The organism is Cellulomonas massiliensis JC225 (genome assembly GCF_000312005.1).
Taxonomy (GTDB): domain Bacteria; phylum Actinomycetota; class Actinomycetes; order Actinomycetales; family Cellulomonadaceae; genus Cellulomonas; species Cellulomonas massiliensis.
Window position 1 is genome coordinate 221,620 of record NZ_HE978588.1, and the last position, 14,816, is coordinate 236,435.

Genomic DNA, 14,816 nt, shown 5'->3' on the forward strand with positions numbered 1-14,816 from the left:
TGCGCGCGTCCGGCGCGGGCACCCCGACGGGCGCCCGAGCGGGCTCGACGGCCATCGCGCCTCCCCCGTCGCGGCTGGCGGGCCGGCTCGGCCCGCGTCGACCCATCCTGCTGACGCGGGGAAAGATGCCACAACGCCCAACTCGGGTGAAATCGGGCACGGCGCGACCGGGCGCCGCCGGGTCCGTGCCACGATCTCGACGTGACTCCCCCGCCGTCCGCTCCGCCGGCCGCGGGAGGGCGCGCCCGCCTCTACCGGACCGCCCGCACGGCGCACCTCGAGCGCGCCGCCACCCTTCCGCCGGCGCTGCTCCTGTTCGACGAGGCGCGCTACGACTTCGACCCGGAGCTGGCCCGCCGGGTCGGCGCCGTGCAGGTGGGCGCCCTCGGCGCCGCGCGGCTCGTCGGACGGGCGGGCGTCACGACGCTCGAGGTGAACGAGCCGGCGCTCCTCGACGGCGCACGGCGGACGGCGGTCACCCTCGCGTGGCTGGGGCTGCGCGCGCTGCTCGGGCGCGCGCGACCGGTCGTCGTGACCTACGCCATCGACAACCTCGACCCGCGCGACGTGCGGGAGCCCGGCCTGCGGCGCCGGCTGGCCCGGCGCGTGGACCTCGCGCTCGCGCGCTTCGTCTGGTCCCGGTGCGACCGGGTCGCGTTCGGCACCCCGGCGGCGGAGCGCATGTACGCGCAGGCGTTCCCCCGCCACCGGCGCCCGTTGCGGACCACCGTCGTCCCGGCCCTCCCGGAGCCGTGCGGGTGCGTGGGCGACGAGCCCCGGGCCGGCGCCGTCTTCCTCGGGGCGTTCGCCGACCGCAAGGGCCTGCCGCTGCTCGCCGCGGCGTGGCCGCACGTGGCGCGCGAGCTGCCCGGCGCCCGGCTCACGCTCGTGGGCAAGGGCCCGCTGGAGCCGCTGGCACGGGAGCTGGCGCAGCGCGCTGACGTCGACCTCCTCGTCGACCCGCCGCGGGACCGCATCCACGCGGTGCTGCGCTCGGCGCAGGTGCTCGTCCTGCCCTCCCGACGGACCGCCCGGTGGCGCGAGCAGGTGGGTCTGCCGATCGTCGAGGGGCTCGCGCACGGCTGCACCGTGGTGACGACGAGCGAGACGGGGCTGGCCGACTGGCTGGACGCGCACGGGCACCACGTGGTCCCCGACGACGGCCGCGCCGAGACCGTCGCCGAGGCGCTCGCGGCCGCGCTGCGCACGGTGCGGGACCCCGCGTCCGTGCGCGCCGACCTGCCCACGGCCGACGGCCGGCTGGCGGCGGACGCGTGGATGTTCGCCGACGGCGACCGGGCTCAGCCGATGGGGTCCGGCACGGCCTGAGCCGCCTCCGCCGTCCGCGCGGGCGCCGCCTCGGGCGCGACGCGCGCGCGCCGGCGCGCGTCCTTGAGGTGCAGGGCCGGCCGCTCGACGACGAACCAGCTGAGCGCCGCGAGCGGCGCCGTCACCGCCACCGACGCGAGGAAGTACCCGCCGACGCCCCACGCGGCGAGCCCGAGCGCGACGAGCAGCTGCTGCACGGGGAACGCGTAGATGTACGCGCCGTACGACAGGTCCGTCCGCAGCCGCAGCGCCGGCACCTTGATCATGGCCCCGCCCGCGACGCACGCGTACGCGAGGGGCAGCGCGCCGACGGCGCGGTAGTCGGGCAGCGCGGCGGACGCCACGACGAGCGCCACGCACGCCGCGACGAGCCAGCCGCGCACCGGCAGCCACGTCCGCGCCTGGTAGACGAGCGCACCGGCGAGGAACATCGTCGCGAACCGCGCGGCGTGGTGGACGATCGCCACGTCGTAGGCCGGCACCAGCGTCACGAGCAGCGTCGCGAGCGCGAGCACGAAGAGCGCCGGGACCACCCACCGGCGCCGCAGGAGCCCGAGCAGGCCGAGGGCCAGCACGCCGAGGTAGCAGGCGAACTCCCAGGACAGCGTCCACAGGGAGCCGTTCCACGTGCCGGCCTCCGCCGCGGACGCGCCGAGCGGCCCCCCGTCGATGCCGTCCTGGAAGATCCACAGCGCCGCGTTGTGCCAGACGTAGCCCCACGCGTCGGTGAGGAACGCCGCGTCCACGGCCTCGCCGCGCAGCCAGGCGTGCACCGGCGCCGCGACGAACGCCACGACGAGCAGGCACACCCAGAAGCCGGGCAGGATGCGCAGCGCCCGCGCCCGCAGGAAGCGGCGCGCGTCCGGACGCTCGACCCAGCTCCGGATGATGAGGAAGCCGGAGATCGCGAAGAAGCCGTCGACGAACACCGAGCGCATGAGCACCTCGGCGGGCGTCCAGGCCGCACGCTCGCCGAGCATCGTGAACGAGTGCCGCAGGATCACGCCGACGGCGAGGGCCAGCCGCAGCAGGTTGAGGCCGTTGAGCCGCGGGTCGAAGACCGCCGCCAGGGTCCCCGCGCGCGGCGCGTCCGCGGCCTCAGGCGCGGTCCCGCGCTCGGCGGCCACGGCCGGGGAGGTCATGCCGGCACCTGCGCGACCGCCGGGGGCCCGTCCGCCGGCGCCCGCCGGCGTCGCTGCGGCACCTCGTAGAGCCAGGCCCAGCGCGTGCCCTCCACCGCGTGGCTGAGCCACCAGGCGAACGCGACGACGCCGGCGACGAGCACGGGTGGCAGCACCGCCATCACGACGCCGGCGTCCGTCACCCCGAGCAGGTGCAGCGCCGAGCAGACGAGCATGATCACCGGCGTGTGCGTGAGGTAGACGGGCAGCGTGCGCGCGCCGACGCGGCGCAGCGCCGGGACGCGGACGAGCCGGCTGACGACCACCCCCGCGCCGACACCCAGGACGCAGTTGACGAAGTACGCGCCGGGCAGCTCCCGCAGGTCGAACCGCCACAGGACGAGCGACACCACGAGCCAGCCGCCGAGCCACGCGGCCGCGGCGCTCCGTCGCGTCGAGCTCCCGAGCCGGAGCACGAGGTCGCGGCCGTAGATGCCGAACAGGAAGAACGCGTAGTACTTCACCACGCCGCTCCAGCCGGGGCTCTGGGTCACCCAGCCGCTCAGGGCGATCGCCGAGCCGACGCCGGCGACGGCGAGCTGGACCGCCGGCGGCACCCGACGGGTCGCCTTGGCCGCGACGAAGAACAGGGCCAGCGCCCAGATGAACCAGAGCTCGAGCTTCGGCATGACGGGCGCGAGGACGAGCGTGAGGAGGATGCCGCGCAGCGAGCCCTCGCCGAGCATGACCCGCACGCCGAGCATGAACGCGGCGACGCCGATGACGGTCCACAGGCAGAAGACCCAGACGAACAGCCGGACCTTGCGCGTCCACAGGTCGCGCCACGACCCGCGGAGCCACTTCGCCGCGAACAGGCCCGACAGCACGAAGAACAGCGGCATGCGCAGCGAGGACGCGACGAGGTTGAGCTCGACCCACCCGCGCACGTCCGCCCCGGCGGCCAGCAGCCAGTTCGCGGCGTGGAGCAGGACGACCAGGCAGATCGCGAGGCCGCGGCCCTGGTCCACCCAGTCCAGGCGCGGAGCACGGCCCACCGCGGGCGCACCCGTGTTGTCCGCATTTGTCCGCACCCGGCCATGCTAGGCGTTGGCCTCGGGCGGGTCTGCGGGCCCGACGGGCGAAATCTCGCGGCCGCCGTCGGGCACCGGGCGGCGGCCCGTACGCTGGTCCCCTCCGGCCGCCGTCCCACGCACTCGTCCGCGGCCCGGACGGTGCGAGGGAGGCCCATGACGACGCAGCGGTGGGCCGGATCGACGTCCCCGCCGCGGCCGGACGTCGTGACGCTCGCCGTCGCCGGCGCGTGCGTCCTGCTCGTCGGGCTCGACCGCGGCGTGTACCTCACCCTCAGCGCCGCGACGGTCGTCGGCGCGCTGCTCGCGCCCGTGTGGCTGAGCAAGCTCTCCCGGTTCCCGGGCGCGCGGCTCGTCGTGGCGCTCGCGCTGCTGTCCGCCGCGTCCGGGGTCGTCCTCATGTGGTTCGCGGTGGACGACCACCACACCTCCGACCGGCTCGCCGCCGCCACGCTGATGGCGCTCGCGAACCTCGTGGTCGGCACGGGCCTGCTGCTGTGGGCGCGCACGGTCATGCCCGCGCCGGCGGTGGGCGCGCTGTTCGGCGTCGGCATGCTGGGCGGGGCGCTGAGCTCGGGCCGGTTCGACGAGAACGTCTGGCGCTTCGGGTTCTCCGTGCCCGTGACGATCACCGCCCTGGCGCTCGCCTGGGCGTGGGGCCGGCGCTGGTTGGAGATCACGCTCACGCTCGTCCTCGGCGTCGCGTCGGCGCTGGCCGGCGGGCGCTCGACCTTCGCGATGCTCGTGCTCGCCGCGGCGTTCACCGCGTGGCAGGCGATCTCGCCGCGCAGCCGGGCCGGCTCGCGCGCGCGGGTCGTGGTGGTGGCGGCGGTGCTGGTCTTCGGGATCTACCAGGTGGGCCAGGGCCTCATCCTCGACGGGTACCTCGGCGAGAGCGCGCAGGAGCGCAGCCAGGTGCAGATCGCGGCGACCGGCAACATCCTGCTCGGCTCGCGCCCGGAGATGGGCGCGACGGCGGCGCTGTTCCTCGAGCGGCCGTGGGGGTTCGGCGCGGGCACGCTCGCCGGGGTCGCGGACGTGGGGGTCGCCAAGCAGGGCATGGCCACGCTCGGGTACGACCCCGACAACGGCTACGTCGAGCGCTACATGTTCGGTCAGGGCTTCGTCCTGCACTCGGTCCTCGGCGACACGTGGGCCGCGTTCGGGCTCGCCGGGATCGCCCTCGTCGTCGCGGTGATCTGGTGGAGCGTGGGGTCCCTCGTCACGCTCGTCCAGGCCCGCGTGGCGTCGGCGCTCGTGCTGTTCCTCGGCGTCCGGCTGCTGTGGAACGCGTTCTTCAGCCCGCTGTACAGCTCGACCCCGCTCATCGCCCTCACCCTCGGCCTGCTCCTGCAGGAGAGAGCGGGGTCGGGCACCGCACCGCCCGCCTACCGGCGCCGGTCGGCTCCTGAGCCCGTGGCGGCCCCGGGCACCCCCACCGAGGCCCCCGCCTCGTCCTGACGGCCCACGAGGCTCGCGAAGAACCGCACGTGCGCGTCCGCGATCTCGTCCCAGTCGCGCGCGCCGAGGTCCGGGGCGCCCGTGAGCCCGCGGGCGCGCGACCACGCGTCGACGAGGGCGCCGCCGTCGAGCGCCCCCTCGAGGCGCTGCACCCACGCGGCGCCGACCTCCGCCGCGAGGTCGTCGGTGACGGGGTTGCGGGGCACGAGCACGGGCCGGCCGAGCGACAGCGCGAGGAGCGCGGCGCCCGAGTTGTGCATCGCCCGGTACGGCAGCACCACGAGCTCCGCCTGGCGGACCTCGCGCGCGAGGTCCGCGTCCGGCAGGTGGCGCAGGTCGAGGTGGATCCGCGGGTCGTCCCCCGCGAGCGCGCGCAGCGCGTCGGCCGCGGCCTCGTCCTGCGGCCGCCCGCAGACGTGCAGCGTCAGCGCGTCGTCCGCGGTGCTGCGGAACGCCCGGACGAGGTCGTCGACCCCCTTGTACGGGCGCACGAGCCCCACGTAGGCGATCCGGCCGGGCACGGCCGCGGGCTCGGGCGCCCCGGCGTACCACTGCGTGTACGTGCCGTGCGGGATGACGGCGACGGGGCCGGGGCCGGGCGGCGGGGTGTGCCCGTTGAGGACGACCCACCCGCGGGTCGCGCGGTCGACGGCGTCCAGCGCGCGCCGCACCGCGGGGGCCTGGCCCTCGTGCGGCTCCAGGTTGTGGACCGTGCGGACGACGACGCGGCGCCCGCCGCGCGCCCGGAGCAGCCCGAGCCGCAGCAGGGTCGCGGCGAGCCACGTCCGTGACGGCGTCCGGCGTCGGACGAGGACCTCGGGCCAGTGCACGTGCAGCACGTCCCAGCGCCCGAGGAGGAACCGGCGCCACGAGAACAGCTCGACGGTGACGCGGCGCGCCAGCCGCTCGTTCAGCTCGACGACGTACGGGTTCGTGGTCGGACGGACGGCGCGCAGCGACGACATCACGACGAGCCGGTCCAGGCCGGCAGGCTGCTCACCCACGCGCGGCGACCGGCTGGCGGGTCTCGGGCCGGGCGTACTCGGCGTAGACGTGCCCGACCGCGCCGGCCAGCATGCCCGCGCCACGCGCGACGGTGCGGGTGCCGCGCGCGCGGCGTGCCAGGGAGCGCGTCAGCACGCCGAGCAGCGCCTGCGCCGCGCCCCCCGACGACGCGCACGGCTCCCCGCGCGGCGCCGGCGCCGCGGGCGCCCCAGCGGTGCACCGCGTCGGGCGCGACGTGCACCCGCGCCCGCACGCCGGTGTTGCCCATCCGGTACGCGCGGCGCAGCACCCAGGAGCGGGTGGCCCGGCTCGCGGGGACGGCGTCCTCGACCACGGCCTCGTCGCACCAGACGAACCGGCCGCCGCGCCGCCCCGCCTCCAGCGAGAACACCGTGTCGGAGCCGCCCGTGAGGCCGAACGCCTCGTCGAACGTCAGGCCCCACGCCCGCAGCACGCGGGCGTCGAGCAGCAGGTTGTTGGTCGCCACGACGGGCACGACCGTCCCCGTGGGGTGCCGCAGCCGCTCGAAGAACCGGCCGGCGCGGATCCACGCGTCCGGCTCCTGCTCGAACACCGACACGACGGCACCGGCGACGCCCAGGCACCGCTCGCTCTCGAACGTCCGCAGCAGCGCGGCGAGCCAGCCGGCGCGGGGCCGCTCGTCGTCGTCCACGAACACCACGAGGTCCGACGACGCGGACTCCACCAGCGCGCGGTTGCGGGCCGCCGCGATGCCCGGCGACGGCTCGTGGACGTAGCGCACGGGGTGCGCGTCCGACCAGGCCAGGACGACGTCGCGCGCCGAGGGGACGGTGTCGTTGTCGACGACGAGGAGCTCGGCGCCCGGCACCGCCTCGACGTGCGGCACGAGGGCCGCGAGCGCCGCGGGCAGGTCGTCCGGACGACGGAAGGTCAGCGTGGCGACCGTGAGGCGCACGCCGACCTCCCGTCGACCTGTGGTGGTGCTCGTCACGCCACCGGCACCGACCTGAAGTCGGAGAACCGGATGGCGATCGGACCGTTCGTCACCGTCCCGAACAGGTAGGACTGCAGGCCGAGCGAGCCGGCGGACTGGAAGCCCGCGGTGGAGTCGCTCAGGCTGTACGTCCACGCCGTCGGCTCGGTGTCGCCGGCCTTCCACACCTTCACGTTCAGCTGCGTCGGGCTGGTGCCGGTCACCTGCAGGCGCACCCGCAGCTGGTCGCCGGCCGCGTACGTGAGGCCCGCGACGGTTCCTCCGCGGACGGCCGTCGCCCCCCGCATCAGGTGCGCCTGCACGGTCCCGTCGGCCTGCAGCCGCAGCCGCGCGCCGTAGTAGTTCGACCCCACGACCCGGCCCTGGACGGTCACCCACGACCCGCCGCCCGTGAGCAGCTTGTCGGGGCTGATCGTCACCCGCGTGTCCGAGCTCGTCTGCGACACGGAGTCCAGCGTCGACGTCAGCGTCTGGTTGACGGTGAGGCTGTGCGTGCCGACGCCCGAGGCGACGGAGAACCGGCTCGCGGTGCCCGTCGACGTCCAGGCGCCGCCCACCTGCGCCGAGCCCCACCCGTTGGAGACGGACCGGCCGAAGGCGTCCCACGCCAGCGCGTCGGCAGGGGGCTCCTCCCCGCCCGGCAGGGCGGTGACGGTCACGGTGCGGTCGCGGTGCCCGGTGGCGCCGTCGTCGTCCGTCACGGTCAGGCCGATCGTGTACGTCCCGGCCGCCGGGAAGGTGAACGACGTCGTCTTGCCGGAGCCGGTGCCGGCGGCGCCGAACGTCCACGCGTAGCCCTCGACGGTGCCGTCGGCGTCGCTCGAGGACGAGGCGTCGACGTCGACCCGCAGGCCGGTGGCCGTCACGGTGAAGTCGGCGTCGGGCGCCTGGTTCGGCGGCGCGACGACCGTCACCTGCTTCTCCAGCTGCGCGGTGGCGCCGTCGTCGTCCGTCACGGTGAGCCGGACGGTGTACGTGCCGGCGGACGCGAAGGTGTGCGACTCGGTGGCCCCGGAGCCGCTGCCGCCGCCCTCGAACGCCCACGCGTAGGACGCGACCGTGCCGTCGGGGTCGCTGGACGCCGAGCCGTCGACGTCCACCCGCAGGCCGGAGGTCGTGAACGAGAACGCCGCGGTCGGCGCCTGGTTCGGCGGCGTCACCGTCACCTGCTTCTCGACGTGCGCCGTGGCGCCGTCGTCGTCGGTGACCGTGAGCCCGACCGTGTACGTCCCGCCCGTGGCGAACGTGTAGGACGCGGTCTTGCCCGTCCCCGTGCCCGACGGGCCGAACGTCCAGGCGTAGGACGCGATCGTCCCGTCCGGGTCGCTCGAGCCGGCGCCGTCCACGTCCACCTTCAGGCCGTCGGGCGTGACCGTGAAGTCAGCCGTCGGCGCCTGGTTCGGCACCGTGCCCGACCCCAGCTGGTAGTGCTGGGTGACCTGCTGCGGGGTGAGCGCCACCGGGTACACGGCGACCTCGTCGATCGTGCCCGCGAACCACGGCTGCACGCCGCCCCACGCGGTGTCGCCGCCGACGCGCCAGTACCCGGTGTAGTCCTGGGCCGAGGTCTGCGGGTGCGACCCGCGCAGCTGCCCGTCGACGTACAGCCGCATGCCGGCCGAGGACTGCGTCGCGACGAGGTGGTGCCACGCGCCGTCGTTGTAGGAGCCGCTCGTCGTCGTGGTGTTCTCCTGGCCCGTCCACACGCCGAACGTCAGCTGCCCGGCGCTGTTCATGTAGACGTGCCGGTCGTAGCTCGACGACGTGCCGGTGTTGGCGCTGCCGAAGCCGATGAGCTTGCCGCCCGACGTGGTGGTCGTACGGAACCACAGCTCCTCGCTGTAGGTCGTCGGGTTGCTGAACGTCGCGGCGCTGGCCACCAGCCCGTTCGAGCCGTTGAACGTCGCGGCGGTGTTGGTCAGGCCCGAGATGGCGCCCGACGCCCCCTTCGTCACGCCGCCCGAGTACACGCCGCCGTTGCGCAGCGGTCCGGAGTCGGCCGCGGAGCTGCCGGTCGACTCGCCCAGCCGCCAGTAGAGGTCGGGGTTGAGGGAGAAGACCGCCGCGCCGTACGCGTCCGCCGGTGCCACCGGGAGGGTGGACGTCCGGCCGGAGGCGACCCAGTGGCCGTCCACCTGCGCGGCGCTCAGCGGCGCGCCGTAGATCGCCACGTCGTCGATCGCGCCGTTGAAGTAGGCGTTCCCGGCCCACGGCGAGTCACCGCCGATGCGCCAGTAGCCCGCGTAGGCCTGGGCGGACGTCACCGCGACGTTCTGCGCGACGCGCGTGCCGTCGAGGTACAGCTTCATGCCGTCCGGGCCGAGGCTCGCCACGACCTGGTGCCACTGGCCGTCGTTGTAGGCGCGGCTCGACGTGATCGTCTTGGAGCTGCCCGGGTAGACGCCGAACGTGACCCGGCCGTTGGTCTCCATGTAGACGTGCCGGTCGTAGTTCGTGCTGTTGCCGGTGTTCCGGTTGCCGAAGCCGACGATCTTGCCGCCGGACGTCGTCGTCGTGCGGAACCACGCCTCGATCGCGAACGTCTGCGGGCCGTCGACCAGCGCCTGGCTCGCGGCGAGACCGGCCGACGTGCCGCTGAACGACGCCGCCGTGTCCGAGTCACCCGTCGCGCCGGGCTGGCCGAAGGTCACGCCGGAGCCCGCGACCGCGTCGCCGATCCCCGCCCAGTCGTACACGGTCGGGCCGGCGGTCTCGTCGAGGCGCCAGTAGTCCACCGCTCCGTCGTCGAGCACCTTGCTCGCGTAGCCCGACAGGGGCGCGCCGTCGCTGATCGTCACCGTGATCCACTCGGACACGGAGGTGTTGCCGTACGGGTCGGTCGCCGTGACCCGGTACCGCTGCGACGACCCCGGCGTCAGGCCGGTGTCCGTGAAGCTCATCGTCTGCGGCTTCCAGAACGGGGCCGTGACGGTCTTCGTGTAGATCGGGGGGTTGTTCGTGCTCTGGCGGTAGAGCTTGTACGTCAGCGTCTCGTTGTCGTAGTCCCAGTTCGTCTGCCACGACATCCGGGCCGTGCCCGACGCGAACGACTTGACCGACAGCGGCCAGTTCGTCGTCTTGAGGACCGGCTCCTCCGCGTTCGGGGCGATGGACGGCACGGCGAACCGCACGAGGCCCTGCTGCTTGACGTTGTTCACGCGCGTGAACTCGCCGCCGTAGACCACGTAGCGGGAGTCGCCCGAGACCGACCACGGCCCCTGGCCCTTGCCGGTGAACGTGCCGGTGTTGATGTTCGGGTACCAGTAGAGGATGTCGGGGCGCGGCTCGCCGTCGTGGTCCGGGTAGCCGTAGATGTCGGGCGTGTTGACGCCCTTGGCCGTCTTCGTCAGCGCCGTCGCGCGGTAGAAGCTCCACGGGTCCGTCTGCGGGAAGCCGTTCGAGTTGCCGCAGTAGTGCTTGTGGCTGGCGGAGTAGACGACGTCGCCGACCGGGTACGACGAGTACGTGTCCCCGTGGCAGTCCTCGACCCACTGCAGGCTGCCGGTCGCCCAGTCCGCGGCGAAGGTGCCCTCGATGTTGCCGCCGCCGCCGTAGTGGTAGCCGGTGCCGTAGAAGTTGTCGCCGTCGCTCTCGAGGCTGAGGATCGCCGAGTCGTCGCCGCCGTTGCGCGCGTAGGTGTTCACGGGCAGCGACAGCTGGGAGCCGTCCGTGATCGAGAGCCGCGCGAGGCCGTAGCCCGGGCTGCTCGACCCGTTCATCGTCGTGAAGCCGCCGCCGATGACGACCGACTGGCCGTCCGGCGCGAAGGTCGAGGCCTGGATGGAGCCGCCCGCGGGCGTCGGGACGAAGCCGTTGAGGTTGGCGCCGGCGGGCGTCACCGCGGCGAGCTGGTTGCGTGCCGCCCCGTTGACGCTGGTGAAGATGCCGCCGAACACGACGGCGTTCGCCGACGCCGTCACGGTGTTGACCGTGGAGTTCACGGACGGCTTGAACGTGGACACCAGGGCACCGGTCGCGGTGTCGAACGCGGCGAGGCGGGTGCGGGACGCGCCGTCGATCGTCGTGAACTGGCCGGCCACGTACAGCCGCGTCTTGTCGGGCGAGAGCGCGAGCTCCTTCACCTGGCCGTTCAGCACGGGAGCCCAGGAGGTCATGACGCCGGTGGTCACGTTGTAGGACATGAGGTGCGTGCGGTTCACCTCGTTCACGCCCGGGTCGCTGCCCGCGGGGCGCGCCTTCGTGAAGTTGCCACCCACGAAGACCGTGTTGCCCACGATCTCCTGGTCCCACACGACGCCGTTGATCTGCGCCGTCGGCAGGCCGTCGGCCGTGACGGTCGGCGTGACCGCCGGGTCGGCGGGGGCCGAGTCGGCCATCGCGGGCACGGCGGTGAGGCTCACCGCTCCGGCCACGGCGAGGCCGCTGACGACCGCCCATGCCCGCCCGAGCCGCAGGGTGCGCATCATGGCTGCTCCTGACTGTGTCCGCGACCGAGGGGGTCCACGCTCGGGGGGCGTGAGGGGTCGCTCCTGGGCGAGACTGTAGGAGCAATACGGACAAACCAGCACAGGTCGGCCGGGTGAACTCGGGCCGAACCGGGCGGAATCACCCAGCCGGAGGAGCCTCGCCCCGGAACACCACCACGGGCACGTCGGTCGCGAGGTCCACCTCGACGGCGACGAGGTCCCGCTCGTCCGCCGGGACGGTGAACACCCACACCCCGCTGGCGGACTTCCCGGGCGCCACCGAGTCGGGCATCGCGCGCTCGCCCGTGGAGAGCTCGACGGCGGGGGCGGCGTCGCGCCCGACGTAGAGGTTGACGACGAGACCGCGCAGGTCGACGGCCTTGCGCGTGCCGTTGTCCACCTGGACGGTCACGCGCAGCGCGGGACCGCCGACCTCGCCGGGCAGCTCGGCCTTGCCGGTGACGGCCTCAATGCGGGCGACGTGGGCGGTGACGCCCCGCACCGGGGTCGCCGTGGCCGTGATCGGCACGGGCGCCGCGGTGGGCCGGCCGCCCGGCGCCGGCGACGTCGGCGACGACGACCGGGTGGCGGACGGGGACGGCGAGGCCGGGCGCGACGTGGCCGAGGCGGTGGGGCCGCCGGGGGCCGGGGACGACGAGCTGGCGGAGCCGGTGGGCGCCGGGGGGACGGCGGCGACCGTGCCCCGGCTGAGGAGCACCGCGACGACGACGGCGGCGACGACGGCCAGCAGGCCGAGGAGGAGCCACAGGCGGCGCGGCCGCGGAGCGGGGGCGGGCGTGGCCTGGCTCATCTGCGCCTCCGATCTCACCCGCACGCGCCGGCCGCGACGGCGAGCCGTCAGCATACGGTTGCCGTGCCCGGGGCGGTCCGGCGCGCAGGGGATGAAACTCGGCAGCCGAGGGGGCACGGTGGCGGACGACGACCTGACCGGCGTCGCGGTCGTCGTCGTCAGCTACGGCGACCCCGCGATCCTGCTCGACAACCCCCTCCTGCTCGACCCCGGCGTGGACGTCGTCGTCGTCGACAACTGGTCCACCGCGGCCTCGCGCGCCGCGGCCCGCGACCTCGCGGCCCGGCACGGCTGGGACCTCGTCGAGCCCGCGACGAACCTCGGGTTCGGCGCGGGCGTCGACAGGGGCGTGGACCGGGCGGCACGGACGGGCCACGACGTCGCCCTCGTCGTCAACCCCGACGCGGCGCTGCCCCGCGCGGACGCCGCCACGCTGGTGCGCCGCGTCCGCGCCCGCCCGGCCGTGCTGGCCGCCCCCCGCGTCGTGCGCCCCGACGGCTCCCCCTGGTTCGCCGGGGCGTCGCTCGACCTGCGCACCGGCCGCACGGCGAACCGCCCCGCACCGCCGGGGGTCCCGTGGCTGACGGGCGCGTGCCTGTGCGTCCGGCTCGACGCCTGGCAGGCGCGCGGCGGGTTCGACGAGCGCTACTTCCTCTACTGGGAGGACGTCGAGCTCTCGTACCGCTGGGTCCGCTCCGGCGGGACCCTGGAGCTGGTGGACGAGGCGACGTGCGTCCACCAGGTCGGCGGCACGCAGGGCGGCGGTCGCGCGAAGTCGCGGGCGTACTACTACTACAACTGCCGCAACCGCCTGCTGTTTGCCGCGACCCACCTCGACCGGCGCGGCCGCCTGCGCTGGGCCGTCCGGGCACCCGCCTACGCCTGGCGCGTGCTCATGCGGGGCGGGCGCCGCCAGCTCCTGCGCCCGGGCCCGACGCTGGTCGCCGCCGCGCGCGGGACGGGGGCGGGCCTGCTCGAACTGGTCCGGACGTTCACCCGTGCGGCGCAGCCGCTCGGGTGAAAACGCCCCGGCGAACGGGGAGATATCGTACGGATCGCCCGTTTCGTCGCCACGGATGCGATCGTGGAGACATCCGACGACGCGCTCCGGGCCCGGCCGCCCCGTGCCCCGCAGCGCCAGCACCGACCACTCCAGGAGCCAGCCTGTGGAACTCGCGGACCTCGTCGCCGCCCTGCGCAAGCGGTGGTTCGTCCTGGCCGTGCTGGCGGCGGTCGGCGCGGGCGTCGGCTACTACCAGTACTCGCAGGAGACGCCCGCCTACCGCGCGACGGCCAAGGTCTGGGTGTCCCCGACGCGCGGCGACACCACCGCGGAGTGGGTCCAGGGCCAGACGTTCACGCAGAACCTCATCGCGTCGATCGCGGCCCTCGCCACGACGCCCGCCGTCCTCGAGCCCGTCGTCGACGACCTGGGGCTGCAGACGAGCGCCAAGGCGCTGGCCGGGTCCGTCCGAGCCGACTCGCCGCTCGACCTGATGTTCGTCGAGATCAGCGCGACGAACCGGAACCCCGAGGTCGCGGCGGACATCGCGAACGCGGTCGCGACCGAGCTCTCGTCCACGGTGCAGGACATCACGCCGCGCACCGAGAAGGGCGACCCCTCCGTCGCGCTCACCGTCGTCTCCGCCGCCACCCCCGCGAGCACCCCCTTCTCGCCGAGCCTCAAGCGGAGCGTCGGCGTGCCCGCGGCCGCCGGCCTGCTGCTCGGGTTCGTCATCGCGGTCCTGTGGTCGCGCCTCGACACCCGCGTGCGCAGCCCGCGCGACTTCCCCGGCGCGCCCGAGCGCCCGCTGCTCGGCTCGGTGCCGTTCGACCGCGGCCTGCGGTCCGAGGGACCCGCCGCGTTCGCGCTGCGGCCGCGCGGGGCGCTCGCGGAGTCCTACCGGCGCGTGCACACGAACCTGCAGTTCGTCACCGCGTCCACGCGCTCGCGCGTCGTCGTCGTCACCTCCTCCGTACCGGGCGAGGGCAAGTCCACGACCGCCCTCGCGCTCGCCATGGCGATCGCCGAGAAGCGCCAGCGGGTCCTGCTCGTCGACGCCGACCTGCGTCGCCCGTCGGTGGCCCGGATGGTCGGCATCGAGGGCGCGGCGGGCCTGTCGACGGTGCTGGTCGGCGAGGCGACCATCGAGGACGTCGTCCAGGTCTGGGGGCCCGCGGGCCTCCATGTCATGCCCGCGGGGCAACTCCCGCCCAACCCGAGCCAGCTCATCGACTCGGCGGCGATGGCGAGCTTCCTGGCCGCGGCGTCGGCCATGTACGACGCCGTCGTGCTGGACACGCCGCCCATGCTGGCGCTGACGGACGCGGCGGTCCTCGCGAAGCGGGCGGACGGCGCGGTCGTCGTCGCCGGCTGCCGGCGCGTGCGGCGCCAGCAGCTCGCCGAGACCCTCCGCCAGCTCGACGCGATCGACGTCGCGGTGCTCGGGCTGGTGGCGAACGGCGTCCGCGAGAAGGGCCACGACCGGCTGTACACCTACGAGGACCGGCCACGGCGCGGCTGGCGTCGCCGTCGGCCTCCGCACGCCGTGCCCGCCGCCCAGGCGCCCACCGCGGCCGTGGCCCGGCCCGTCG

10 protein-coding genes are annotated in these 14,816 nt (G+C 75.0%); 4 read left to right on the forward strand and 6 right to left on the reverse strand.

All coding sequences use genetic code 11. The annotated features are described in order from the left end of the window. The first annotated feature begins 201 nt into the window (after positions 1–201). Positions 202–1,329 (forward strand): glycosyltransferase family 4 protein, encoded by a 1,128-nt coding sequence (locus tag HGCM_RS16295; RefSeq protein ID WP_019135043.1) that lies wholly within the window; start codon positions 202–204, stop codon positions 1,327–1,329. Here the strand turns inward: HGCM_RS16295 and HGCM_RS16300 are convergent. Beyond that, positions 1,302–2,471, reverse strand: a complete 1,170-nt coding sequence (locus HGCM_RS16300) for an acyltransferase family protein (RefSeq protein WP_019135044.1) — start codon at positions 2,469–2,471, stop codon at positions 1,302–1,304. The genes HGCM_RS16295 and HGCM_RS16300 overlap by 28 nt on opposite strands. Then, complete coding sequence (locus HGCM_RS01045) at positions 2,468–3,541, reverse strand: acyltransferase family protein (RefSeq protein ID WP_081596333.1); 1,074 nt, start codon at positions 3,539–3,541, stop codon at positions 2,468–2,470. Before HGCM_RS01045 ends, HGCM_RS16300 begins: the two co-directional genes overlap by 4 nt. Before the next feature lie 156 nt (positions 3,542–3,697). Here HGCM_RS01045 and HGCM_RS16305 point away from each other — a divergent pair, with 156 nt between their 5' ends. Continuing rightward, on the forward strand, positions 3,698–5,002 hold the full coding sequence (locus HGCM_RS16305; RefSeq protein ID WP_019135046.1) for a hypothetical protein: 1,305 nt from the start codon (positions 3,698–3,700) through the stop codon (positions 5,000–5,002). On the opposite strand, the gene HGCM_RS16310 is transcribed toward HGCM_RS16305, so the two are convergent. From HGCM_RS16310 to HGCM_RS16320, 4 genes are all read right to left on the reverse strand, one after another. Next, positions 4,930–6,006, reverse strand: a complete 1,077-nt coding sequence (locus HGCM_RS16310; protein WP_019135047.1) for a glycosyltransferase — start codon at positions 6,004–6,006, stop codon at positions 4,930–4,932. The genes HGCM_RS16305 and HGCM_RS16310 overlap by 73 nt on opposite strands. Continuing rightward, the gene (locus HGCM_RS16315) at positions 5,967–6,944 is read right to left on the reverse strand and encodes a glycosyltransferase family 2 protein (protein WP_218917026.1); all 978 of its coding nucleotides are present in this window, start codon (positions 6,942–6,944) and stop codon (positions 5,967–5,969) included. The genes HGCM_RS16310 and HGCM_RS16315 overlap by 40 nt, the downstream gene beginning before the upstream one ends. 32 nt (positions 6,945–6,976) lie before the next feature. Then, a complete protein-coding gene (locus tag HGCM_RS01065) occupies positions 6,977–11,410 on the reverse strand; it encodes a PKD domain-containing protein (RefSeq protein ID WP_019135048.1) in 4,434 nt (1,477 codons plus the stop codon). A 139-nt stretch (positions 11,411–11,549) separates the two neighbouring features. Next, complete coding sequence (locus HGCM_RS16320) at positions 11,550–12,221, reverse strand: hypothetical protein (protein WP_019135049.1); 672 nt, start codon at positions 12,219–12,221, stop codon at positions 11,550–11,552. A gap of 118 nt (positions 12,222–12,339) precedes the next feature. On the opposite strand from HGCM_RS16320, the gene HGCM_RS16325 reads away from it, so the two are divergent. Together HGCM_RS16325 and HGCM_RS19540 are read left to right on the forward strand one after the other, a co-directional pair. Further along, complete coding sequence (locus HGCM_RS16325) at positions 12,340–13,242, forward strand: glycosyltransferase family 2 protein (protein ID WP_019135050.1); 903 nt, start codon at positions 12,340–12,342, stop codon at positions 13,240–13,242. Between the two features lie 145 nt (positions 13,243–13,387). Then, on the forward strand, positions 13,388–14,816 hold a 1,429-nt coding region (locus HGCM_RS19540), incomplete at its 3' end, for a tyrosine-protein kinase domain-containing protein (RefSeq protein WP_019135051.1).